Source organism: Desulfuromonas sp. CSMB_57, from assembly GCF_020194955.2.
GTDB lineage: Bacteria > Desulfobacterota > Desulfuromonadia > Desulfuromonadales > Syntrophotaleaceae > JAFCIY02.
The window spans coordinates 1-24,725 of sequence record NZ_JAFCIY020000032.1 but is presented as its reverse complement, the minus strand read 5'-3'; the positions used below and the strand labels follow the sequence as shown (position 1 = coordinate 24,725).

The window sequence follows — 24,725 nt, the reverse complement described above, 5'->3', positions numbered from 1 at the left end:
GTCGCTGTTTTTCAATTTTCCATTCAAAGGAGGCCGGGATGAAGAAATATGGCACCATAATCGCCCTGGGGCTGGCGGTACTATTTGGAGTATTGGCTGTTGTCCTCGTTAACAGGTGGATGAGCACCAAAGCAAGCGCTCCTCAGGAAGAAGCCAGAGGCCAGATGGCCCTGACCAAAATCGTCGTTGCAGCGGCCAATCTCAACATCGGCACGCGCCTGTCGGCCGACAACCTCGCCTTGGCGGAGTGGCCGAAAGCCAATGTTCCTCAAGGGGCTTTCTCCGAAATCAGCCAGGTTGAGGGTCGCGTGGTCGTTTCCAAAATGATTGCCGGCACTCCCATTCGGGCCGCCGAACTGGCCGCACCGGGTTCGGGTGCCGGCCTGGTAGCCACCATCAAGCCGGGCATGCGGGCCATGGCCATCCGCGTTGACGAGGTGGTCGGGGTCGGCGGTTTCATCATGCCCAATACCTTCGTCGATGTCATCGAAATCGACAGCCAAAGCCCCACCTCGCGAGCCCGCACCATTCTGGAAAAGGTTGAAGTCCTCGCCATTGCTCAGGAAACCTACAACGAGGATGGAAAACCGAAAATCGTCCGCACCGTAACCCTGGAACTGTCCCCCCAGGATGCGGAAAGAATGGCCCAGACCACCCATAAGGGCCCCATCCAACTGGTGCTGCGCAATCCGCTGGATGAAGTCGTCGAACCTCCGGCGCCTGCGCCAAGAGTGGTCGAAAGACGCCCGGCTCCGCGTCCGGCGGTCGCTCGACCCAGGCCTGCGGCCCCTGCTCCTTCGAGTTTCGAAGTCGAAGTTATTCGAGGGGAAAAACCGGCAGAGTCGTACAGATTTCAATCTAAATAATAAATTGGGATGAAAGGGAGGTCACGATGAAAACACGCCGACTCGTCAATCCGGCCATGTGTTTGTGGGGGATACTCTGCCTGATTTTGCTGGGCACCCCGGTTATCGCCGCAGCGGAAATCGAACACCGCACATTGGAAGTCAACATCGGTGGTTCCGAACTGGTGGAGATACGCGAACCCAGCCAGAGAATGAAGATTCTTATCTCTAATGCCGACATTATTGGTGCAAGACCGCTTCGGCCTAACTTAATCAGTATTTATAACCTTGGAAAAACAATCGGATTTTCTAGAGTTACCGTGTGGGATGAAGCCCAACGACAAGTGCGGGCAATCATCGACGTCAATGTGACGCTCGATCTGACACCATTGAAAAAGAAGTTGTTTGAACTCTTTCCTAACGAAAAAATAGAAGTCTATAGTTCTGAGACCGGGGTTGTTTTATCCGGCACAGTGTCCGGCCCTGAAGTTGTCGAGCAGGTCCTGCGTCTGACCCAGACCTTTATGCCTCAAAAAGCTGAAGCAAAAACCAGCGACGAAGGCACCGGAAAATCAGGGCAAGGCATCACTAATCTGCTGAGAGTCGGTGGTATTCAGCAGGTCATGCTGGAAGTGAAGTTTGCGGAAGTTACCCGCTCCTCCGGTCGCAACTGGCAGGCCGCCTTGGGATTGGTCAACCAGGGCCAGGATTTGAACATTATCGGCGGTGTCGGAGGATTCAACCTGGGTGGGGCTGACGGCATCACTCCTGAAGGTTTCAATGCCGGCAGCCTGTTACTGAACTTTGCCGGCCTGTCCGGAACAACTCCTGCCAACATCTTCTTCCGCCTGGACAATTTCACCTCGGCATTGCGGTTCCTGGAGGATGAAGGCTTGGCCCGCATCTTGGCAGAACCGCGCCTGGTCACCCTGAGCGGGCAGGAAGCCAGCTTCCTGGCCGGTGGCGAGTTCCCCATTCCGGTGCCCAACGAAGACGGTATCACCATCGAGTTCCGTGAATTCGGTGTGGCCCTGCGTTTCACCCCCGTGGTCATGAGCGACGGCCGCATCAGCCTGCGGGTGGCCCCGAGTGTCAGCGATATCGTGTCCACCTCCAGTTTCCCCGCGGCCTTTGCCGGCCAGGGTGGCCAGATCCTGGTTCCCAACCTGAGTACCCGCAAATTGGAAACCACCGTCCAGATGCATGACGGCCAGACCCTGGCCCTTGCCGGCCTCCTGCAGGACAATTTGCGCCAAACCGTGAGCAAGGTTCCCGGCCTTGGCAACCTGCCCATCATCGGCTCCCTGTTCCGGAGCACGGCTTATCAACAGGAAAAAACCGATCTGCTCATCGCCGTGACACCGCACCTGGTCAAGCCCGTACGTGAAGGCAGCCTGCGCTTCCCCGGAGAGTTCATGCAAACACCGAATCGCTGGGAATATTACATGGAAGGTCGCCTCGAGGGTCGACGCTCTCCTGAAAACGTCTCTGCGTTCCAGCAACACAGCTTTGCCGCTCCGGCCCCGGGTACCGGCCCCATGGGCGGCCTGGAAGGCGAATTCGGGCATGAACCGGTAACCGCTCCCTAATTACTTGAATTTTCAGGAGGCAAGCCATGAAAAAATACACCTTGGTACTATTGAGCGCGCTCCTGCTTTCGGGTTGTGCAACCATGCAGGAAGCCTACTATATCGATGAGGAGTTCGGTCAACTCAGCCAGGCCAGTTGGGACATGATGATCGCCTACCCCGATTACCGCTATGCGGATCGGGATACGGAAGGCATCGACGGAATCACAGCTGAGGAAATCATGAGTGTTTACAACCAGACTTTTGCAGAGAAACCTACCAAAACCGATGTTATTGAATTCGGCATCAAGGAGTAACTCTAGGTAAGCATTATCTGTATATAACTATTATTCTATTTTCAAAAGTTTTTGAGCAGCAGTTCATGGCCTAAGGGGAGCATGTATGGCAAGGCATAACCAAAATGGCGCGGCAGTAGTTGAGTTTGCGGTGGTCCTGCCACTATTGTTGCTGATTGTATTTGGAATAATTGAGTTCGGTTTTCTTATGTACAATCAAGCCATGCTGACCAACGCCAGCCGTGAGGGTGCCAGGGCTGGAATAGTTGCTAGAAGCCCCAGAAGGTCAACTGCAGAAATACGCACTATAGTCCAAACCTATTGTTCAGATTATTTAGTTACTTTTAGAAGTGGGGCAGACCCTGGCCCCCAAATAACTGTTAAAAAAAACGGCACAGTTGCGGATCCAAGCACAGCAGGCCTCCTTTCAGCTCAAGACTATCTTACGGTTGAAGTCCAATACGCTTATGATTTTCTCATAATACCTAGATTTGTCGGGAACTTGGGTCTCCAAAAGACTTTGTTTGCCAGCGCCACCATGAGAGCAGAATAAGGTAATTGAAAGGATTGCGCCATGAATTCCAGTAAAGCATTCCAGCAACTGAGCCTTTCAAACCAACGCGGTGCAGTAATTGTATTGGTAGCCTTATTAGTCTTTGTTTTCCTCGGCATTGCTGCCTTTGCCATTGATCTTGGTTACCGTCATGTTGTCAGGAACGAACTTCAAAATGCCGCTGATGCCTCAGCACTTGCTGCAGCAAGGGAATTGTCAAAAATATATCAAGAAATGAGTTATGCAGAACAACAGACTTATGTCGCCAACAGGAGCGACATTGCTCCAATAGCCCTACAGACTGCATTAAACAACTACGCAGGGGATGCAAAACAACTAATTGTTAATGATGCGGACGTTCTTATTGGAACATGGTCTGAATGGCGTACTATAGCCAAGTCATCTCGCGTCAACAACTACAATCAGCCAGACGCGGTCATGGTAACCACAAGACGCGAAGCCGGTGCAAATGGACCTATTTCGACATTTTTTGCAAAAATTTTTGGCATTAATACCCTTGGTGTCAATGCGTTCGCTACAGCAGCACTCTCTGGTCCGCCTGCCGTTCCTCCCGGAGAAATCGAACTCCCTATTGGGATTTCGAGGTATTGGTTCGAAAATAATGATTGTCGCGATATCATTGCGTTTTCACCGTCAAATGACCCTGCATCTTGCGCAGGCTGGCATACCTACACAAGCAGCCCCGCTAATGACGCAAAAATGCGCAACATCCTTGAAAATTTTATTAAAACTGGCAATTCTGGCAGTCCCGAAACAATTGCTGGTGATACAAGTTTTGTGTTTATTGGGGGTGAATTGAGCAAGAATACTTTTGAAAGCCTAATGGTAGCTTTTCAAAAAAACGGGTATGATATCAGCGGCGTTGATTCTGATGGCATTGGTGTTCCCATAACTGATAATGCTGGCAATCCCGTCAGAGATGCCACAGGATCTGGGCTTGAAATACCACTTTGCACTAGCACCACTAAAGGCATTGATGTTACCCGTTGTGATGCTCCTGACTCAACAGGATCTCGTGCTTACTATCCAGACGATCCCACGACTCCTACCAAAGAGAACGTAGCGAGAAATCTTCATCGCTGGCCAACAACTGTTCCAGTATATGATCGAAACGACTGCAGCAACCCTAACCAAACTATTAAAATTGTCGGGTTCGCTTATGTTGAAATTAGCGATGTTGGCGGTCCATCCGATAAGACTGTAAAAGGCCGAGTTTTATGCAACTACGTTGACTCAAATGATACGCGTGGAGGTGGAAGCGATTTTGGCTTAAAGGGAAGTATTCCTGGACTTGTTGAATAATAAGAAAAACTTTGCACAAGAAAGTAATTTTTCATGCCCAGTAAACTAAAAATTGCTATTGAAATATCAGACAATCGTCTGGTTGCACTCCTTCTAGAAAAATTGAAGGCCGTTCCCAACGTTGAAGCCTACCAATGGTTCAACAACGTTGCGGAAAAAGGCCCCATTGCCGTCAAGGAGCAACCCGATATCCTCATTATTGATGACTTGGCGGAAGGCGATGTCATCTTCAGAAGGCTGAATACCCTTCGGGGCCATTTCCCCAACGCGGCCTTTTTCGTCGTTTCCGCCAACCAGTTTCCCCAGCATATCGTCCAGGTCATGAAGGCCGGTGTCAGCGAGTATCTGGTCACTCCCATCAACGATCAGGTGCTCGCCAATGCCATCGAGGAGATTCGAGCCGGTCTGGCCAATTCGGGAAAAATTGCGCGCGGTTCCATTTTCAGCTTCATTAGCAGCAAAGGCGGTCTCGGAGCGTCGGTGGTGGCCGTGAATGCCGCCTGTGCCTTGGCTCTGCGCAAAGGCACCCGCACCGCTCTGCTGGACATGAGTTTTCAGTCCGGTGATGCGGCGGTTCTTTTGGACCTAGTACCGCAAACGACCATCAGCGACATCGTGGCCAACTTTCACCGCCTCGATGCTTCCTTTCTATCGGCGGCCATGGCGCGTCACAGCAGCCACCTGGAGTTTCTTTCGGCTCCCGCCAACCCCGATGACAGTAAAAAGATAAACGGCGAGCATGTTGCGGGCGTCCTCAGCCTGGCACGTAAAATTTATGATCACGTCATTATTGATATCCCTTCCATGTCTCTGAATGACTGCACCCTGCAGGCATTCAAGGCCTCGGAGAAAATTTTCGTCATTACCGACATGTCCGTCCCATCGATTCGCAACACCTCGCGCCTGTGTCAAAGCATGAAAAAATCCGGAATTCCCGATGCGAATGTGGAAATCTGCGTGAATCGATATATGAAGCAGGGCACCTTGTCCGTTTCCGATATTGAAAAAAACCTGGGCAAATCTATTTTCTGGCTCTTTCCCAACGACTTCAAAGGGGTCATGACTTCCATCAACAAGGGCACTCCCCTGTTGCAGTTTGCCCCTGGCTCGCCCTTTTCGAAAAATATTGTTGAATTCGTTGATAAAATCAAGGATCCCGCGGCAGCCGAATCCTACCGGGGCATTCGCGGTGTGTTCGGCAAAGCGATTTAGGAGGCGACCATGGCGATTAAGGACCTGTTCAGCAATAATAAAATCGATACGACCCCGGAATACCAACCCGGCCAGAATGGGCGAGACGGTTTTTTCTACGAGATCAAACACAAGATTCACAGCCGGTTTGTCGAAGAGGCCAACCTCTCGGCCCTCGACGGCATGGGGGCCGATGAAGTGAAGCGGGAAATCGGCAAGATTGTCGATTACTTTCTCAGCGAAGAACGCGTGTTGCTCAACGAGGAAGAAAAAACCTCTCTGATCATTGAAATACTGGATGAATTGACCGGTCTCGGTCCCATCGAGCCGTTTTTCAAGGATCCGACCATTTCCGATATTCTCTGCAATACCTATCGAAACATCTATGTGGAACGTCGGGGGATTCTGGAAAAGACCAGTGCCCGCTTCATCGACAATGCCCACTTGATGAACATCATCGACCGCATCATTTCCCGCGTCGGGCGGCGCATCGACGAATCCTCCCCCATGGTGGATGCCCGCCTCGCTGACGGCTCCCGTGTCAACGCCATCATTCCCCCGTTGGCCCTGGACGGACCGGTTCTATCCATCCGGCGGTTCTCCGTCAATCCGCTGATGATGAACGACCTGATCAACTACAAATCCCTGACCCCGGATATTGCCACCCTGCTGGCCGGATCGGTCAAGGCCAAACTCAACGTCATGATTTCCGGCGGTACCGGTTCCGGTAAAACCACCCTGCTCAATATTCTGTCCGGCTTCATCCCGGGCAACGAGCGCATTGTCACCATCGAAGACTCGGCGGAACTTCAGCTTCAACAGGAACATGTGGTGCGTCTGGAAACCCGCCCGGCCAGCATCGAGGGCACGGGCCTGGTCACCCAGCGGGATCTGGTCAAAAACAGCCTGCGCATGCGCCCGGACCGCATCATCGTCGGCGAGGTGCGCGGTTCCGAGGCTTTCGACATGCTGCAGGCCATGAACACCGGCCACGAGGGGTCGCTGACCACCATTCACGCCAACTCGCCCCGCGACTCCCTGACCCGACTGGAGTCCATGATTCTCATGACCGGGGTGAATCTGCCCGAGCAGGCCATGCGCTTCATGATCTCATCCGCCCTGGATATGATTGTTCAGGTGTCCCGCTTGACGGACGGTACCCGCAAAATCACCTCCATCAGCGAGGTGGTCGGCATGGAAGGCGACATCATTACCCTGCAGGACATCTTTGTTTTCGAGAAAAAGGGCATCGATCCTCAAGGCCGGGTGCTCGGTCATTTCCGCGCAACGGGCATCAGGCCCAAGTTTGCAGAAAAACTCGAAGTTGCCGGCATCGATCTCGCTGAAGATCTGTTTTTTGCCCATAAAATATACGAATAGCAACCAACCGAATTGAATGAGTTGCATTGGAAATTTATTATAGCCATGTGACAGGGAGGCCCCGTGAATCTACTTGACATCTTATTAATGGCTACGGTTTTCCTGTTCGTATTCTGCCTGGTGATGGTTTTTTACCTGGGTTGGACGGAAAGTAAACTGGCCGAAAAACAAGCCATCAAAAAGCGCTTGTTGTATATTTCCGCCGGTGGCAAACACGGGCAGGATAAAATCAAGAACTATCGGGACAAGGTTCTGCGTGATGTGGGTGGCTTCGAGCAACTCGCCCTGAAAATGCCACGCATCAGCAAACTGGACCGCATGTTGCTGAAGACCACCCTGCCCCTCAATACCACTACATTCCTAGTGTTGACAGTAGCCTTGGGCCTAATCGGCCTTTTTCTCGGATTAAAACTTCTGCCCCATTTTCTGATGGCTATTCTTGCTGGGTTGATTCTCGCCGCCCTACCCTTCGGGTATTTGAAACTTGCAGAATACAGCTATTACGCCAAATTCCAGGAGCAACTTCCCGAGGCCCTGGACTTGCTGGCCCGCGCCTTGCGCTCCGGGCATGCCCTGACCTCAGGGCTGGACATGGTGGCTTCGGAGATGCTGGAGCCTATCAAGTCCGAATTTGGCGCTACGGTCGACGAAATCAATCTTGGTCTCACCTTTCAGGACGCCTTTGAGAACCTGTGCGAACGAGTGCCGAGCACCGACTTGCGATTTTTCGCCATCTCCCTTCTTATACAAAGGGAAACCGGTGGAAACGTGGCGGAAATTCTAGACAACATCAGCCGTCTGATTCGGGAGCGCATCCAATTCCGCAGACAGGTCAAGGCCTTGACCGCCGAAGGACGCTTGTCCGCCATGGTGCTGGTCGGGCTCCCCATTGTCCTGTTCATTTACATCTATTTTGTCAACCACGACTACATCGCCCTCCTCTGGCAGGAACAAATAGGCCAGTACATGTTGCTGGGGGCAGTGGTCTTGCAAATTATCGGCGCTTTTGTCATTCGCCGGATTGTTGATGTGGAACTCTAAGGAGGCGGCCCATGCTTACCATTAAAAATCTCTTTTACCTGGCCGTTGAAAACATGAGTTATTATGCCATCTTGGCATTGACGTTTCTCGCGGCCTTCTTGGTCATTTTCGGGATTTATTACGCCTTTTTCCGCGAGCGCACAGAAGAAAAGCGGCTTGAAAAACTGCTGCCCGGCAGACCGGGGACTCTTACCGAAAAACCCAAGTTGCTGGAAAGCGAACCATCCAGTTTCGTAACGCGCTTTCTGCAGCCGCTCAACCCTATTGTATCCACAAACCCCAATGCTCTTGAAAATCCTAACCGTTTAAGACTGATACAAGCAGGATTTCGGTCTAATGCCGCTTTCTACAATTTCCTTGCCGCCAAATTCATACTGGGCATTTTTATTCCCTTGATCTATTTGATTACCAGCCTGTTTTTCAGCTTTACCCTGAAAAATCTCCTCGTCCTTTTGCTCATGTTTGTCATCGGGTTCGGTTTGCCTGACATCATCTTGGGCTTTTTCCTTCGAGCAAGGCAGGCGAGAATTACCCGTGCCTTGCCCGATGCCTTGGATTTGATGGTGGTATGCGTCGAGGCTGGACTGGGATTGGATCTGACTTTCCGCCGGGTCGGCGAGGAAATGCAGCCCTTGTGCAAAGATTTAAGTGATGAATTCAACCTGACCAACCTCGAAATTCGCGCCGGTAAAGCCAGGCCGGAATGTTTCAAGAACATGGCCACCCGCACCGGCGTTGCGGAAATCAACAACCTGATGACCATCCTAATCCAGACCAGTCGTTTCGGGACCAGCCTGGCCAAAGCACTGCGGGTTCATTCCGATGCCATGCGCATCAAACGTCGCCAGATTGCTGAAGAAAGGGCTGCAAAATCCACGGTCAAACTGATTTTCCCCTTGGTTTTTTTCATTTTTCCTGCCATCTTCGTTGTCTTGGTTGGGCCTGGTGTGATACGAATTATTCAGGTCCTGTTTCCGGCCATGTCCGGACAGTAAGAGCACACAATTTCATTTATTCATGATATGGCCTCTGGATGCCAAAAAGGAGAAAACCCTTGAATGCACAGCGCGCATTGAATTTGGGGAAGGTTTGCGTTCTGCCTCTGGTCTTAATCGCCTTTGCCACCGCCGGTTGCGGTGCCAAAAAGGATCCTTTCCAGCAGCAAGTTACAAGAATGGCGACCCCTGACCGCCTTCAGACCGATGTGTCGAAAAGTCAACTCGCCACCCTGCCCTCTGATGAATTGACCATGAAAGGCAGTACTTATTTCAGGCAGGGGAATCTTCAGTTGGCACGTCTGCACTTCGCGACGGCCTTACAAAAGGATCCCAACTACCGGCCGGCCATGGCGGGATTGGGTGATGTTCTGTACCGTCAGGGAGACATGGCCGGTTCCCGGGACCTCTTCACACGAGTTTTAAACGAAGATCCGGATAATTTCAGAGCCCTGCTTGGCCTGGGCCGCATAGCTCGTGATCGCGGCGAATATGAAAAGGCCATGGAATTCCTATATCAGGCCAAGGATTTACAGCCGGAGAGCGCTGAGGCCTTGACGGAATTGGCCATGGCTCACGATCTGCTTGGCCAAGGCAATCTGGCATTGGCGGAGCCCCTGTATCGCGAGGCACTCTCCTTGCAGCCCGACGATCCCAACATCCAAAACAATTTGGGATTCAACCTGGCCTTGCAGGGACGCTATCCCGAAGCCATTTCTTATCTCAGCCGGGCTTTGTCCATGGAACGTGACAATGCACGCATCAAAAACAACCTGGCTACGGCATTGCTTTTGAACAACCAGGAATCCGAGGCTCTGCAATTATTCGAAAACTCCATCGGCAAGGCCGCAGCCTTCAACAATATCGGCTACCTTTACATGACCCAGGGAATTTGGGACAAAGCGGAACAATCCTTCCGTAAAGCGTTGCAAACCAGCCCCACATTTTACCTGCGCGCCCAACAGAACCTGGATCGTCTCAGGCAGCTGCGCACCCAGGCAATTCAGGGTCCCCAAGAATAGCTTTCGACATGATGCGCAATTGGCAGCCGGCGCGGTTGTTGCCGGATATTGGCGGACTTTTCGCCCTGGTCACTTTCATTCTTTTGACCCTGTTCAGCGGTGGCCGTTCCCTTAACGATGGGGATACCTTCTGGCACATTGCCGCCGGGCAACGCATGTTGGCCGACCGTGCCATTCTCACCCAAGATGTTTTTTCCCATACCGCCCCCAATACCCCTTGGACAGCCCATGAATGGCTGGCAGAAATTGTCATGGCAGTCGTTCATGACTTTTCAGGACTGCCCGGGTTATGCATCTTTTTCTTTTTCATTGCGTCCCTGAGCTTTTGGATTTTATATGTGACAGTTAGAAAAGAGTCCAGTGAATGGCCCACCCTGGTCTTTGTCTCCTTGGCATTTATATTATCTCTTTCGCATTTACTGGCACGCCCCCACATCTTCACATGGTTGCTTGGGGGTTTATCTTTTTTTCTTTTAAAAAAACAACAAAAATATTTATATTTTTTACCAATAATTACCATATTATGGGTCAATTTGCATGGCGGCTTCATTCTAGGTATTGCACTGCAAGGAATGTTTCTTTGTGGAAAATATATTGAGGCAGGTTTTCCCTTTAAGCCGAGACCACTTAAAGACTGGATAAAAATTCAAAAAACTTCTGTTTTAGTTTTTTTTCTAACATTATTATCCGTAGGGATTAACCCCTTTGGCTATTCACTTTACCTTTTTCCATTTCATGTTTCCGGTGATGTTTTTGCAAAGGGCATCAACGAATGGCTTTCACCTAACCTCCAGGAACAATGGATTTTTCGATTATTTTTACTTTTCGTCATATTCCTACTTTCACTAAATAAATATCTGCCCACATGGCAGGAACGCCTCTTTCTCCTCTTCTTCATCAATGCGGCCTTGGTGCATCAACGTCACATAAGCGTGGCAGGTTATTACTTGGCGCCGGCATTAGCCAAATCCACCGAAACATGGCTCACACCCATCGTTCAACACTATTCAAACAAAAAGGCGAATTTCGAAAAGCCTTTGATTCTCTCTAAGTGGTCAGGTCCAGTAGGGACTTTAACACTCGCCATTATTTTCCTCGTTCTTTCATCTTCGTTTTTTCCGAAACCACAGCTATTTTTAAAAATTTTAATCCCAGTTCCAGAAAAAATTTTTCCTATAGAAGCAGTGGAATATCTTTCAAACAATCCTCCCAAGGGCAATGTTTTCAACCAATACGCTTGGGGAGGATATATGATTTATGCGCTAAGGCCTGAACAACCTGTATTCATTGATGGTAGAGCGGACATGTATGGTACTAAAATATTTAATGATTATCAAAAAATTGTGAAGGTCGAAAAGGAAATAAATGATCTTCTAGACAAATACCAAATTAAATGGGTCTTTTACCCAACAAATTCAAGCTTAATAAGATATTTAATATTAAAGAAAACCTGGCACGAAGTATATTCTGACGGTTTCGCTTCTATCCTCATACGAGATCATCCTAAATAATTTTTTTTTAAAAAAGAGAAATGGAACAAGCAATGCGTCATTATGATTCTATAAAACGTGTCATGGTAACAGGTGGTGCTGGTTTTCTCGGATCACACCTGTGCGAAAAGTTGTTGGCAAATGGACACGATGTCCTTTGCGTGGATAATTATTTCACTGGTCGCCGTGCTAACGTATCACACCTTTTAGAAAATACTAACTTTGAATTAATGCGCCATGATGTGACTTTTCCGCTATATGTTGAGATTGATGAGATATACAACTTGGCATGTCCGGCTGCCCCTATACATTATCAATTTGACCCAGTTCAAACAACCAAAGTTAGCGTCCATGGCGCAATCAACATGCTTGGCCTAGCCAAGCGAACCAAGGCAAAGATTTTCCAAGCATCTACGAGTGAAATTTATGGAGACCCATTGGTGCACCCGCAAACCGAAGACTACTGGGGTCATGTGAACCCAATAGGCTCTCGCTCATGTTACGATGAGGGAAAACGATGCGCAGAAACACTATTTTTTGACTATCACCGCCAATACTCCATAAAAATAAAAGTAGCTCGAATCTTCAATACATATGGACCTCGAATGCATGTCAACGATGGAAGGGTTGTTTCGAACTTTATTGTCCAAGCTTTACGCGGCCAAAATATTACTGTTTATGGAGATGGCTCGCAAACCCGAGCTTTCTGTTACGTTGACGACATGATTAACGGTATTGTTGCCTTAATGGACACCCCTAATGATATTTTAGGCCCAATCAACCTTGGTAACCCAGTTGAAATTACAATTAAACAGCTTGCAGACCTCATCATTGACTTAACCGGATCAAGGTCTAGCGTTATTTATAAATCTTTACCAAACGACGATCCAAAACAAAGGAAACCTGATATTTCTTTAGCAATTAAAAAATTGGATTGGATGCCAAATGTTGGAATAAAAGATGGTCTTTTACAAACAATTCTATATTTCGAAACGGAACTAAAAAACGGAAAAAGCATGTCAAAATAATTAAATAATGGATTAAATAATGAATATATCAAATAATATTGATATTTTATCTTCAAATCGTCGCACGCTAAGCTTGGTTATCCCCTGTTACAACGAAGAAAATACACTCAAGCCTTGTCTTGAGCGTGTATTACAACTTAAATCAAAAAATTTAAACCTTGAAATTATTATCGTTGATGACTGCTCAAAAGACAATAGTCTCGCAGTAGCCCATGACTTGGAACGCCAAAATCCTGAAATCAAGGTTATTTGTCACCAGGTCAACATGGGAAAAGGGGCAGCGCTACGGACAGGCTTCGTGCATGCAACAGGAGATTTCGTGGGCATTCAAGACGCCGACCTTGAATATGAACCGTTAGAATACAAAGAGCTTGTTGAGACTCTTTTGATTAATGAAGCTGACGTTGTTTTCGGCTCCCGCTACCTTCGCCCACAGTCCCGCAAGATTCTTTATTTCTGGCATAGCTGGATGAACAAGGCACTGACCTTTGTTTCTAACATGATGACAAACCTAGATATCTCAGACATGGAAACATGTTATAAACTATTCCGACGGGATATTATTCAGTCTATCGAAATCAAGGAAAACCGCTTTGGATTCGAACCAGAGGTTGTTGCGAAAATTGCCCAAATGCGCTGCCGAATATGGGAATGTGCAATTAGCTACGAGCCAAGAAGCTTTGAAGAGGGCAAAAAGATTAACTGGAAGGATGGTGTTAGGGCACTTTACTGCATACTGCATTACAGCTCTCATACGGCCCCGCTTCCTATGCAGTTGTTATTATACTTTGTTGTAGGTGGAACAAGCGCAATCGCCAACATTCTTCTTTTCAGCTTGTTATTATTTTCTGGTTTTAATATAACCATAGCCACTGTTTCAGCATTTTTCGGTGCAGCAGTAATTAACTACATTTTATGCATTTCAATTCTTTTCAGACATAAGGCATTCTGGAATACACCTTTTGAACTTATGGCATACTTGGTAACACTATTAATGATGGGCTCGTTTGATTTTGGTATCACAATTTTTTTTGGCACAATCGGAGCATCTCCAATTTTTAGCAAGTCCCTGGCGGCCCTTGTCGGATTTTTTGGTAATTTTTTTATGCGAAAATATATTGTTTTCCCCGAAAAAAATATATCGCAATTATGAAAGAACCGATATTAGAACCCATATTGCGAAAAATGCGTATCCGTCGCGTCTTTCAATACATTGCAAAGCAGCGAGATTGCCGCCTCCTTGACATTGGCTGTGGCTGGAATGCCAAGCTATTGCATGATATAGAACCTTACATCTCAGTTGGAGTTGGATTAGACCTTAAAGTGCCTGAATTTTCCAAAGGAAAAATTCGTACTGAGCAATTGGTACTTACAAATCACTTGCCATATGTCGACAATTCTTTTGACATCGTTACCATGCTTGCAGTATTGGAACATCTGGAGGACCCTGCTATTACCTTGCGTGAAATTCGACGCGTGTTAGTTCCTGGCGGAAAATTGTTAATAACAGTGCCGAGCAAAATTGCCAAACCAGTGTTAGAATTCTTAGCCTTCCGTCTTAGAATTGTCAGTCGTGAAGAAATTTTAGACCATAAAGTTTACTACAATAGGAAAAGTATTAAAATTTTACTTGAAAAAAATGGCTTTACAGTGGAGATTCATAGATATTTTCAGTTGGGCATGAACAACTTTTTGGTAGCAATTTCATAATTGAAACAGGTTTTTTTTGATTTTGAATTCCTTATATTGAAAAAACGACCAGGAGAACATTTTGGGCTTTTTTACAAAAAATTTTTCTTCAAAAGAGTTCTTAAAAAAAATCACGTATACTCAAATATATATATTTTTCATTGTCGCCCATATTGGTCTTATTTGGATCTTTCCGTATTTCCCTTCACAGGATGGACCAAGTCACATATATAATTTACAAATCTTGCATGATCTAATTTATGGTGGAAAAAAATGGGGCGATTATTTTACTTATAGCCTAGAGCCTACCCCAAATCTTGGGTTTACCCTTTTCACCTATCCTCTCCTCTTTCTTGTAGAAGGCATAACCGCAGAAAAGATATTTCTATCGTTATATGTTATTTTCCTTGGAATAAGTGTACCTCTTTTTATTTCTACATTTTCAAAGCCGTCATTTTTTTCCAAAAAAATTAAGCTTTTTGCTATCCCTGTTATTTTCAATTTTACACTTATGATGGGTTTCTATAGTTATGCTATAGCCGTCCCCTTCTTTTTATTTGCTATTTCATTAGTATGGATTAGCAAGAATTGGAAAGTGCAACTCAAATTTGTCTGTTACAACAGTGTTGGCATTTTTATCTTTTTCTTACACCTCATTCCTTTTGCATATTATATTTTGGCTTTAATGGTTTTTTCAGTTGTTAAGAATCAAAACCTAAGAAAAATGCCCATCTCACTTGTTAAATTCCTGATCTGCATCCACCCACTTATTGCATTAACCATTTTCTATATTTCAAACATGGCGCCCTCCTCTAATATCTTTAATTTTTCATATCTATTATCCATAGATCGTTCATATGAACTTCTTTCATCACTTATAGGTTTCTCTACCCTATCCTTTTCGCCTATGCAAATTCTTCCCATTTCTGCTTTATGGTTTTCAATGTTTCTCATACTCAAAGAGGGATGGAAAGATTTTTCGAATACACCAAAGAGAACTGAACAAAAATTTATTTTAATCTTAATTTCAATTCTAGCAACAATTTATTGTTTAGCTCCTTCTTCATTTGGTGGCGGAGGTTTTTTCAACAGCAGGATACCCTGGGTCATTCTTATTCTTTTACTTCCTTTATTTTCGGATGTTATTAAAAAACCAAATATAGTTATTGATTTTTGCATAATAGCTGCAGCAATATTTTCTCTGGCAATCAATATAATAATAATAAAAAATGAAACAAAAAATATATTGACCTTTGTCAGTGGCTTAAATTTTGGCTGCTCAAAGGGAGACTCAATTATGCTCTACAAAACAAGACAACAATTGTGGCCAAAAATCGACACAATTTTACACAGTCCCTCTTATTATGGCATTTCAAATGGTTGTGTAGATGTTGGAAACTATCAAGCTACAACTAATTTATTTCCAATAAAATTTAAAAAAAATATCACATCAGTTGCTCTTTTGAACTATATCGAGAACGATCCTATTTCAATAGATTTTTCAAAATACAATGAAATTTCGGAAGTTATTGGCTGGGATTTATCTCAAGAAATGCAAACAAATTTAAACCCGTTTTACAAAATGTATTTTTCTAACGGAAACCTTACGTTGTGGAGACGTCATTGAAAAAATTTATTCCCTTCCAGTGAAGAGGATATTATTTATGAAAAATTTCATTTTTCAAAAACTTTTTCAAACTATGGTCAGGCCAAAAAAATATCAGCAAATTTAATCAACGAAAACAGTTCATAATATGTTTTAGCGATTGCTTGGTCGGTTTAATTTAAGAATTTAATTATTTAATTTTGGATGCATTGGCTCTAAAACAGTAAATATGTAGGTTTTTTACAAACTTTCTATTGAATACATATGCTTCAATTTGTATTTTTCTATTAAAGGACAAATATAATGACTAAAAATAATAGTATAAATATACTTTTGATTTTTTTATCTTTAATTTTCTGTTACTTTTTTTCTGTATCCATGGCAAGGTCCACCAATACTACTGATTTTCCTTCTTATTATTATGCTGCTAGAACTGTTTTAGACAATAGCGTACCAGTTGATGATGTTTTTAAAATAGATTTGAATAATAAATATAACATACCTGAAAAAAGGCCAGGTTTTTTAATTTATCCATATTCCTTACTGTCAGCGTATATATTGGCACCATTAGGTTTAATGGATTATTATGATGCAAAAACTACAATGATTTTTTTAAATATATTGATGTATCTATGCGCAAATGCCATAGTTTTGAGTCTTGGTAATGCTTCCGGAAGAAGCTTTGTTTATCCATTAATGCTTTCTGTTTTTTGGATACCGTTCATACACAACATAGTCTTTAGTAACGTAAACGCATTAATGCTCTTCCTAGTATCAATCGCTACTTTTGCTCTGACAAAAAATCGACCCATCTTGTGTGGCACTCTCTTGGGTACTGCCGCTCTATTTAAGGTCTTTCCTTTGGCGATTGCAATGTCATTAGGGCTTAAAAACTGGCGAATATTTGCCGCCAGCATCGCAGTCGTTGGTGGTTCTTTAATTATTCCGGGGGCAATGGGGTGGTTTAAAGCCATGGGCCATGCTCACCAAGGCTTTTACATCCCCAGATCTCTATGGATAGAAAATTACGGAATATTCTTTTTCTGGTGCTATTCAGGAGCAATGGCATTAATTACTGCATTAATAATTTTTATAAAAAAGCAACTTGATTGGCCTCTAATTGTAGCTTTTGCAATTCCTGCAATGTTTTTGACAATGCCTGCTTTCCTTTATTATCATCTCACAATTCTCATGTTTACATATGCTTACCTATGGAGCACGAATCAATCAAACAAGGCAGTAATTACTCTTATGATCTTATCAATTTTGGTAATTTCTTTTTCCCATCGCTACAATCACTCAGTCATGACAATTTTCTCCTTGTTTCTATTGTGGATTATTTTGGCTTACAAAGTTGTCTTTTTTAGTGCTGTTTCAAAAAATAATTCATTTCGATAACGTAATATGCCGAGATGATCAATCATATCGGCCTGCATGGCGCGCTTTTGCAGTTGAGTGGTCAGTTGCTTTTGGGGCCCGTTACCCCTATGGGGTCTTCAAGATTCTTTTAATCCTTGTTCAAGATATCGAGCAGGTCTTGGGTATGGCGCCCATCGACTCCTCCTGTCGTCGAGGGTTGTAGCCGACTCCGGCCATTTGTCCAAAGATTCTTGCAGGGTTATTTTTCTTAGTAAATATTTTTTTCAATTATGTATGTAATTTTTTAAATATTTCTTTGCCTAGTCAATTCTACAAGAGTGTGCGATTCTTTTCCTATTTGGAAAGTTTGTCGAAATTCATATTTTTCAAAAATATACAGCCACCTTATAACAAATATTTCTTTGATCATCTGCAAGGAATGACCTATTGGATTTACCTTGCTTTCCGGCGAATTTATCCAACGCACTGGAACCTCGCGAAAAACCATCCCCCGCTTCCTTGCCAAAAATAGAATTTCTACATCAAAACTGAATCCGTCAATCCGGCTTGAACCAAACAGTTCCTTTGCGGCAGCTCTTTTGAAAATCTTGAACCCACATTGACTGTCCCAAACCCCAGGCAGAGCCATTAGCTGAACAATCTTGTTGAATGTTTTTCCCATCAACACTCTATAAAAAGGCTGCCGAAGTTCTATTTGGGATTCCTTCAGCGCCCGGGAACCGATAGCCAGGTCATACCCCTCATCCAGAACTTTTTTGAGCTTATCCAACTCCTCCATGGGAGTGGAAAGGTCGGCATCACTGAAAAGAACAATTTCCCCTTGAGCGGCCAGCATGCCGGTTCGCACCGCATAACCCTTGCCACGATTGGCACCGTAGCGAATAACCCGCACCTCGGGATGCCCGCTGTCGCCAAACTCCATCACTTTTTCCGATGTCCTATCCGAACTGCCGTCATCCACCACCAGGATTTCAAATCGTGAGAACCTGGCGGCCAAGGCATTCCAGATCACAGGCAAACTGACAGCAATTCGCTTTTCCTCATTGTATGCGGGGACCACCACGGATATTTCCAGGTTTTTTGGGGACATGAAGACTCCTAAGGAAAACAGCCTTTTTTTTCAGACTGATTTTTTCAACGCTTATTGGTTCACTCGCTGTTGATGGTTCCTCCATTGTAACGGGATTTTGAAGAAAGACCAGCCATTTGGACCTTTTTTATACTTCAAAACTAAAAGCGTCATTAAATTATTCAATTTTAAAATATATATGTAGGTAAACATTTTTTTCCTGTTCATTTCCCTTGGTGTAAATCCATAAAGAGAGTTTGACCTGCGGTGTTTTGCCATTATACTGGGCACAACATCGCTAACGCCAAAACGAAGGGAAGTTAAACATGGTGATGTGTTATGCAGTGACCCTTTTTACAAGTGCCTTGCTGCTCTTTCTGATTCAGCCGATGGCCGGAAAAATGCTGTTGCCTTTTTTTGGGGGCACCCCTGCGGTCTGGAATGTTTGCATGGTATTTTTTCAAACATTCCTACTACTCGGTTATGGTTACGCTCACTTCTGTACCAAGATAAGGCAATTTCGTCGGCAAATTTTCCTGCATTTTACTCTTATGGCCATTGGCTTGGCCGCTTTGCCGTTTTCCTTCGATACAGAACCTCCCGCCGATGCCATTCCAGCCATTTTTCTTCTCATGCAATTATCCATAAATTTGGGTCTGCCTTTTTTTATCGTTTCCAGCAGCGCTCCTTTACTGCAAAATTGGTTTTCCCGGACGAATCACCCCACTGCACAGGACCCCTATTATCTTTACGCAGCGAGCAACCTTGGCAGTCTCATAGCCCTTTTTGGTTATCCTCTGCTTGTTGAACCGGCCCTGCGACTTAACAACCAGAGCTTGACGTGGACTCTTGGGTATATTTTGCTCATAGCCTTGATCGGTACCTGCGGGCTCTGGGCTTTCAGAAGCAGCCAATCCAAGGCTACGGTTCGACCGATCCCGGTTGGAGAGATGGATGGCGGTCTGGATCCGTTGAACAAACCTTCTGTACGACAAAGGTTTTTCTGGATATTTTGTGCTTTTGTGCCCTCCAGTATGATGTTGGGTACCACCACCTACATCACCACCAACGTTGCCGCCCTCCCCTTGTTATGGGTTTTTCCCCTGGCTTTGTATCTGACCACCTTTATCCTCGTTTTTGCCAGAAAAAAGTTGATATCTCAGGCTGTTCTGGCACGAATAGCGCCCTTTGCAGCCATCTCGTTTGCGCCCTTTTTCTTTTTCTCCATACGCATCTCCGAATTCTTCCTGATTTATTTGCATCTCGGAATGTTTTTTCTGATTGCATTGGTCTGCCACGGCCAGCTTGCTGCACACCGCCCGCATCCGCGTTATTTAACCGGTTTTTATTTCTGGATGTCGGTTGGCGGAGTTTTAGGAGGTATTTTCAATACCCTGATTGCCCCATTGCTGTTCCTTCAAATCATTGAATACCCGTTGGCACTCCTTTTGGCCTGCATGGTGTTCCCAAAGGTTGTTACCGACCTTGAACATACCCAAAAACAGAAAAAGGATTTGGGTCGGCTTGTCATCTTGAGTGCGGCATTGATGGGTCTTTTCTTTTTTAAAAACCATATCCCGTCAGGACTTCAGCACCTGGTATTTTTTCTGGTGTTTTCTGCTTCCGCCCTGGTTTGCCTCAGTTGCAAGGAAAGGCGTTTGAGTTTTGCCCTGGCAGTGGGAATCTTGCTTTTGGCGTCGGCGCATCTTGCTGTATGGGACCAGGGGCAGCGAATTTATTCTTCCCGAAACTTTTTTGGGGTCAAGCAGGTGGTTGCCGACAGAGAGTCGGGAATTCATTACCTTTATCATGGGACCACGGTCCACGGTGCGCAACGGATAGATTCCCATGGCGAAATCACTCCCTTAACCTACTATCACCCCTTAGGCCCGGCCGCGGATATCTTCAATATCTCCCGTTCATCCAATGTTCAAAGAAAAGTTGCCGTTATTGGTCTGGGAGTTGGGTCCCTTGCCAGTTATGCACGCCCCGGGGATCACTTTACCTTTTTTGAAATCGATCCGGAAATCGAGGGCATTGCCCGCAATGAGCGTTTCTTCCGCTTTCTGAGCACCATACAGGGAAATTTTGAGGTGGTTCTGGGAGATGGGCGCCTGACCATCACCAAGGCAAAATCGGGGGAATTCGATGTGATTGTTCTGGATGCATTCAGTTCCGATGCCATCCCGGCCCATCTTCTGACCCGGGAGGCGGTGGCCATTTACCTGGATAAACTGGCTCCGGAAGGGATTCTATTGTTTCACATCTCCAACCGTTTCTTAAACCTGGAACCGTTGATGGCCGGACTGGCCAAGGAATTGGGACTGCGTTGCCTGATAAGGGATGACAACCGGATTGCGAAAAGTCTTGAGAAAACGGGTTTCCTGCCTTCTACCTACGCTGCCATGGGCCGCCCTGAATCAAAAATCAGGCATTTGAAGGACAATCCGCATTGGAAGGAAATCCACCCGGCCGTCAAGCCCATGGTCTGGACCGATCAATTTTCCAACCTGATTCAACTGCTGAAGTGAGGACTCAAAAAAAGCCCCGCAAAACGGGGCTTTCATTTAAACGGCCAACCTCTCCACTGCACGTCGGTCTTCGCCCCAGTAGGGCTCAACGGCTCTCTGTTTGCGGATCGGGTCACGACCGACCAGTACAGGCCCGGAGGAGCGCCAGAACAGCTCAACCTGATTGGTTGCAAGGAGGTGATCGAGACTACTCGCCTTAACCCGATCGTAACTGCCATCCCGATAGCGTACTGCAATCATCATGGCCCGTTCCCCTTTCTGCCTGCTGCGGCGAACCGCAACAAATGGCGGATACGTGTTTGCGGCAGACAGACGGCGACCCTCCCGGCACAGTGGGCGGGAGGCCGTCGTCTTTAATTATACACCGATCGCTGCAATCTCCAAACTCCTCCGTAGGACGCCGTTACGCTTCAACAACCACCAAGCCGGGTTCGTTACGGGCCAAACCCAACCCCAGGCAGACCTTGGTCGGATTATCGGTTTCCAGGGTCGCGCCACCGGTGTCGCGAAGTTGGCGAAAAAGTTCGCCGGTGAATATATTTTCCTCGCCGATCAGGAAGACCGGGTAGCCGAAAGAGGACGCGCAATACTCCTCGGTGCAGTTAATTTCAACAACCGACTCCAGGCCGAATTTTTCGGCCACGGCCGCATCGGCAATTCGCAAAATGACTTTCATCGTTTCCTCTCCTGCATCGACTTGCATTAATCATCCAACTTGATATGGTCGCCGCGGTTTTTCAGCTGTGCCAGTTCCGGATAGATTTCTTCCATGTTGCGGAAGAATTTCTCTGAATTGCGGAACACGGCCTTGATTTCGTGATGCCAGAGAATCTGCATCTGATGTCCGCAGTGAGTGCAGGTATCGATGGCCTTGTCGCCTTGGGGAAAAACTTCGTAAACGGTGTAGTATCCGCACCCGGGACATTTCTGGCGATGCAAAAACGGTTCGATTTCCTTGATGATTCTGGTCATGAAAGATTTCTCCAGGGTTGGCGTTCTAGAAACGGATATGGTCGCCGCGCTCTTTGAGTTGTCCCAAAACGGGGAAATGCCGTTCCAGGGCCTGGATGTCGCGTTCGCCATCCCGAATCAGGATTTCGGCTTCGCTGTTCCACTCGATTTTAGCGGTTGCCTGGCAGTGGGTGCAGGTCTGGTCGGCGCGTTCGCCATCGATTTTGAGCTCAAAGATGGTCCAGTAGTCACAGGCCGCACATTTGTTGCGAAAAAGCATTATCCTTGCCTCCTGTCGATAAAGTTCTGCCCGATTATGCAGGGCGGTCGTGTCGCTCGAAAAGCGCCCGGCGTCGAATTCAACCGGAACCAACCACGAGTTATCCCGGAGAATCGCCTGCGGGCCATGCCTGGTGCAGTGGGAACATGATAGAATTTAGCAGATTTGACGGGTTGCGGGCAATGGGAAAGCTTCGGCGATGGTTGGCGGCTTTTCTTGTCGCTGCGCATCGATTTTCTTACCAGGTCCTCATTCATGCCCCAACTGACCGCCCAGGGAGTTTCAATGCCTCAATACCGCCGTCATCTTGATCTCACCAAACCTTTGGACAACAACCTGGACATATATACCTCGGCGGATTACGTCGATCCGCCCTTTGAATGTCACGACTGGGCGGGTATTACCCAACAGGGCTTTCGGGTTGCGCGCCTGACTCTCGGCACCCAGACCGGTACCCACATTGACGCTCCGGCCCATTTTCTGGATGGAGGCGCCACCCTGGAGGCGTTGCCGGTGGATCGGATGATGGGTCGCTATATGCTTCTCGACCTGCCCGCCAAGGCTTCACCAGGGGATTTGGAGCGCCCGCTCAGGGTCTACCGGGACCAAACGATACTTTTTCTCCAGACTCCCCAAAACGGCCCGGCGGTCCTGACAGGACCAGCCCTGGAGCGACTCATCGCCCTGCCCCCGACCGTCTGGGTGCTGGCCGGGGAAATCGAGGTTTTCGAGTCTGAACCCTTCGAATTCCATCGCATGTTGGCGCGGGCAGACAAATATCTGGTTGAGGATTTGGACCCCAAGCCGGCCCGGGAGGTGGAATCGGGCGGGGAAATTTTCGTTCTGCCCCTGCGCCTGACGGGCACCAGCGGAGCCCCGTGCCGGGTGGTGGTGAGATATTAAAGGGGCGCCCTGCCGCCCGGATGCTATACTTGGCAGACAGGGCCTTGCGATCAGATCCACCGCAACGACCGGTCATCCCTGAGCGTTGGGCCGGTTCGGCTTGAACCGGTCTCCAAACCAGATGGAAAGGAGCTACGCCATGGCACCGGACAAGATGGTCAACGGTATCAATGTCGATCAACTCGTAAAAACCATCGAACTGATCAAGGAAAATCCAAAAATCGCCGAGTTTCAATTCCGGGCCCGCAACACCTGGGTCGACGGCACTCACAACCGGGCCAGGGTGAAGGATTTCTTCGGCGCTCTGCAAGAGGACGATTCGCGGCCGGCCATCGAATTTGAGATCGACGAACCGCCGGTCCTATGCGGCCGGAACCTGGGTCCCAACCCGGTGGAGTACCTGCTGGTGGCTCTCTCCGGGTGCCTGACCACCAGCCTGGTGGCCCATGCGGCGGCACGGGGGATAGCCATCAGGAAGGTCGAATCCAGGTACGAGGGGGATCTGGACCTGCAGGGCTTTTTGGGCCTGTCGGAACAGGTTCCGGTGGGCTACAAGAACATCCGGGTGTTCTTCAAAATCGATGCGGATCTGTCGGATGAGCAGAAGGAGGAACTGGTGCGGATGGCGCAGAAATATTCGCCGGTTTTCAACAGCATTGCCAAGCCGGTGCCGGTGGATGTGAAATTGGAGAAGGCATGAGGATGCTGGGACCGCCGGCTTCGGGCCGGCGGTCCTTGGTTGGAAGCCCCCCCTGTGTCAGGATAGGATTAAGGTCCCACATGGCAGGTCCTACGGCCCCCTCAGGGACCATGGGCGCCACAACCCGGGTAGACAGCACTTCCAGCATGTCATCCTGAAGATCCAGCAGGAAAGCAATCCCCTCATCCGCTCTTCGGTAAATATCGAATTGGGCCATCATTAATTTTCCGTTCCTTAGCCTGCCGCAAAAGATCACTTCGAATACTTAAATTGGCCGGTTGTTTGCGCGCTGTATTGCCCACGATTCCTCCTATACGCTTTGCATGCGCAAATTATGGCCGCACATCTTGTCTTTGACCTTGGATACTATCAAATTCTAACCCAGAACCAGGTTCGCCGGTCCCGGCCGGCAGCCGGCCTACTTTCTTTGCTCGTCCAATAGAAAGTAGGCAAAGAAACGACGTAAGACCGGCTAACGCCCTATGGCATTCGCGTGGAAACGGTGTGATTTCAGACCTTTAGAGTATTGAACGGGTGGCGCGTCTGCGAGGATCGCTCTTGCCGACGGCGGCGGTGCGCCATCCTTCCTGCCCCCCTGTTGCCAACACCGGCGCTGCTGGGTGGATGGAAGACAAAATCACAAGCAGGCCAGGGCCTGCGGTAGGGAAAATTTCGTTTTCACCGCCTCCGCTGCCAACGGAGCACCGCCGGACCAATTCTGCCCATCTGAACTTGTTCAGCTGGGGCCGTAGCCTCTCGGTGGATCGAAGACGCCATCCGGTCAGCTGCTGGACCGGCGAAAAAAGACGCCGCCTCCCGCGAATGCCATGCCCTCCGCAGGAGAAAGGCCCTTTTTGCTTACTTTTTATGGCCGCTTGGATAAA

At 47.4% G+C, this 24,725-nt stretch carries 25 protein-coding genes and 1 pseudogene; 20 read left to right on the top strand and 6 right to left on the bottom strand.

From position 1 onward, the window contains the following. The first annotated feature begins 38 nt into the window (after nt 1-38). The 17 genes and pseudogenes from cpaB to JQN68_RS10270 all read left to right on the top strand — a co-directional run bounded on the left by cpaB (nt 39) and on the right by JQN68_RS10270 (nt 17,425). Nucleotides 39-866: a Flp pilus assembly protein CpaB gene (gene cpaB / locus JQN68_RS10345; RefSeq protein WP_225073378.1), complete on the top strand. Its 828-nt coding sequence runs from the start codon at nt 39-41 to the stop codon at nt 864-866. Between the two features lie 26 nt (nt 867-892). Further along, the gene (locus JQN68_RS10340; RefSeq protein ID WP_225073377.1) at nt 893-2,434 is read left to right on the top strand and encodes a type II and III secretion system protein family protein; all 1,542 of its coding nucleotides are present in this window, start codon (nt 893-895) and stop codon (nt 2,432-2,434) included. 26 nt (nt 2,435-2,460) lie between these two features. After that, nucleotides 2,461-2,730 carry a lipoprotein gene (locus tag JQN68_RS10335; RefSeq protein ID WP_225073376.1) on the top strand — a complete coding sequence of 90 codons (270 nt, stop codon included), beginning with the start codon at nt 2,461-2,463 and terminating at the stop codon, nt 2,728-2,730. A gap of 85 nt (nt 2,731-2,815) precedes the next feature. Continuing rightward, a complete protein-coding gene (locus tag JQN68_RS10330) occupies nt 2,816-3,262 on the top strand; it encodes a TadE family protein (protein WP_225073375.1) in 447 nt (148 codons plus the stop codon). A gap of 21 nt (nt 3,263-3,283) precedes the next feature. Then, nucleotides 3,284-4,585, top strand: coding sequence for a pilus assembly protein TadG-related protein (locus JQN68_RS10325; RefSeq protein WP_225073374.1), 1,302 nt, complete (start codon nt 3,284-3,286; stop codon nt 4,583-4,585). A 33-nt stretch (nt 4,586-4,618) separates the two neighbouring features. Beyond that, on the top strand, nt 4,619-5,797 hold the full coding sequence (locus tag JQN68_RS10320; RefSeq protein ID WP_225073373.1) for a CpaE/TadZ family protein: 1,179 nt from the start codon (nt 4,619-4,621) through the stop codon (nt 5,795-5,797). A gap of 9 nt (nt 5,798-5,806) precedes the next feature. Next, a complete protein-coding gene (locus JQN68_RS10315) occupies nt 5,807-7,156 on the top strand; it encodes a TadA family conjugal transfer-associated ATPase (protein ID WP_225073372.1) in 1,350 nt (449 codons plus the stop codon). 63 nt (nt 7,157-7,219) lie between these two features. Next, complete coding sequence (locus tag JQN68_RS14785) at nt 7,220-8,197, top strand: type II secretion system F family protein (protein WP_225073371.1); 978 nt, start codon at nt 7,220-7,222, stop codon at nt 8,195-8,197. An 11-nt stretch (nt 8,198-8,208) separates the two neighbouring features. Next, nucleotides 8,209-9,192: a type II secretion system F family protein gene (locus JQN68_RS10305; protein WP_225073370.1), complete on the top strand. Its 984-nt coding sequence runs from the start codon at nt 8,209-8,211 to the stop codon at nt 9,190-9,192. A gap of 254 nt (nt 9,193-9,446) precedes the next feature. Continuing rightward, nucleotides 9,447-10,214, top strand: a complete 768-nt coding sequence (locus JQN68_RS10300; RefSeq protein ID WP_249621172.1) for a tetratricopeptide repeat protein — start codon at nt 9,447-9,449, stop codon at nt 10,212-10,214. Between the two features lie 8 nt (nt 10,215-10,222). After that, nucleotides 10,223-11,725, top strand: a complete 1,503-nt coding sequence (locus tag JQN68_RS10295; RefSeq protein WP_225073368.1) for a hypothetical protein — start codon at nt 10,223-10,225, stop codon at nt 11,723-11,725. A gap of 20 nt (nt 11,726-11,745) precedes the next feature. Then, complete coding sequence (locus JQN68_RS10290) at nt 11,746-12,732, top strand: UDP-glucuronic acid decarboxylase family protein (protein WP_249621171.1); 987 nt, start codon at nt 11,746-11,748, stop codon at nt 12,730-12,732. 19 nt (nt 12,733-12,751) lie between these two features. Beyond that, nucleotides 12,752-13,480, top strand: a pseudogene (locus JQN68_RS14780) (glycosyltransferase family 2 protein); the annotation flags it as partial. A gap of 21 nt (nt 13,481-13,501) precedes the next feature. Further along, a complete protein-coding gene (locus JQN68_RS14775; protein WP_349632313.1) occupies nt 13,502-13,885 on the top strand; it encodes a GtrA family protein in 384 nt (127 codons plus the stop codon). Continuing rightward, on the top strand, nt 13,882-14,442 hold the full coding sequence (locus JQN68_RS10280; RefSeq protein WP_225073365.1) for a class I SAM-dependent methyltransferase: 561 nt from the start codon (nt 13,882-13,884) through the stop codon (nt 14,440-14,442). The genes JQN68_RS14775 and JQN68_RS10280 overlap by 4 nt, the downstream gene beginning before the upstream one ends. A gap of 61 nt (nt 14,443-14,503) precedes the next feature. Then, nucleotides 14,504-16,048 (top strand): hypothetical protein, encoded by a 1,545-nt coding sequence (locus JQN68_RS10275; RefSeq protein WP_225073364.1) that lies wholly within the window; start codon nt 14,504-14,506, stop codon nt 16,046-16,048. A 282-nt stretch (nt 16,049-16,330) separates the two neighbouring features. Continuing rightward, nucleotides 16,331-17,425 (top strand): glycosyltransferase family 87 protein, encoded by a 1,095-nt coding sequence (locus JQN68_RS10270; RefSeq protein ID WP_225073363.1) that lies wholly within the window; start codon nt 16,331-16,333, stop codon nt 17,423-17,425. A gap of 265 nt (nt 17,426-17,690) precedes the next feature. On the opposite strand, the gene JQN68_RS10265 is transcribed toward JQN68_RS10270, so the two are convergent. Next, nucleotides 17,691-18,497: a dolichyl-phosphate beta-glucosyltransferase gene (locus JQN68_RS10265; RefSeq protein WP_225073362.1), complete on the bottom strand. Its 807-nt coding sequence runs from the start codon at nt 18,495-18,497 to the stop codon at nt 17,691-17,693. Nucleotides 18,498-18,802: 305 nt separating this feature from the next. Between JQN68_RS10265 and JQN68_RS10260 the strand changes: the two genes are divergently transcribed. Beyond that, a complete protein-coding gene (locus JQN68_RS10260; RefSeq protein WP_225073361.1) occupies nt 18,803-21,007 on the top strand; it encodes a fused MFS/spermidine synthase in 2,205 nt (734 codons plus the stop codon). Between the two features lie 36 nt (nt 21,008-21,043). Here the strand turns inward: JQN68_RS10260 and JQN68_RS14890 are convergent, their stop codons facing one another. From JQN68_RS14890 to JQN68_RS10245, 4 genes are all read right to left on the bottom strand, one after another. Continuing rightward, complete coding sequence (locus JQN68_RS14890) at nt 21,044-21,247, bottom strand: GSU3473 family protein (RefSeq protein ID WP_502799357.1); 204 nt, start codon at nt 21,245-21,247, stop codon at nt 21,044-21,046. A 163-nt stretch (nt 21,248-21,410) separates the two neighbouring features. Next, nucleotides 21,411-21,683: a hypothetical protein gene (locus JQN68_RS10255; protein WP_225073360.1), complete on the bottom strand. Its 273-nt coding sequence runs from the start codon at nt 21,681-21,683 to the stop codon at nt 21,411-21,413. A gap of 26 nt (nt 21,684-21,709) precedes the next feature. Beyond that, nucleotides 21,710-21,979 carry a hypothetical protein gene (locus tag JQN68_RS10250; protein ID WP_225073359.1) on the bottom strand — a complete coding sequence of 90 codons (270 nt, stop codon included), beginning with the start codon at nt 21,977-21,979 and terminating at the stop codon, nt 21,710-21,712. A 25-nt stretch (nt 21,980-22,004) separates the two neighbouring features. After that, nucleotides 22,005-22,238 (bottom strand): hypothetical protein, encoded by a 234-nt coding sequence (locus JQN68_RS10245; RefSeq protein ID WP_225073358.1) that lies wholly within the window; start codon nt 22,236-22,238, stop codon nt 22,005-22,007. A 285-nt stretch (nt 22,239-22,523) separates the two neighbouring features. Between JQN68_RS10245 and JQN68_RS10240 the strand changes: the two genes are divergently transcribed. Together JQN68_RS10240 and JQN68_RS10235 are read left to right on the top strand one after the other, a co-directional pair. Then, nucleotides 22,524-23,141, top strand: a complete 618-nt coding sequence (locus JQN68_RS10240) for a cyclase family protein (RefSeq protein ID WP_249621170.1) — start codon at nt 22,524-22,526, stop codon at nt 23,139-23,141. A 139-nt stretch (nt 23,142-23,280) separates the two neighbouring features. Further along, the gene (locus tag JQN68_RS10235; RefSeq protein ID WP_225073356.1) at nt 23,281-23,841 is read left to right on the top strand and encodes an OsmC family protein; all 561 of its coding nucleotides are present in this window, start codon (nt 23,281-23,283) and stop codon (nt 23,839-23,841) included. Here the strand turns inward: JQN68_RS10235 and JQN68_RS14770 are convergent. Further along, nucleotides 23,789-24,058 carry a CcdB family protein gene (locus JQN68_RS14770; protein WP_225073381.1) on the bottom strand — a complete coding sequence of 90 codons (270 nt, stop codon included), beginning with the start codon at nt 24,056-24,058 and terminating at the stop codon, nt 23,789-23,791. The two genes, JQN68_RS10235 and JQN68_RS14770, sit on opposite strands and share 53 nt — an antisense overlap. Between the last annotated feature and the right edge of the window lie 667 nt (nt 24,059-24,725).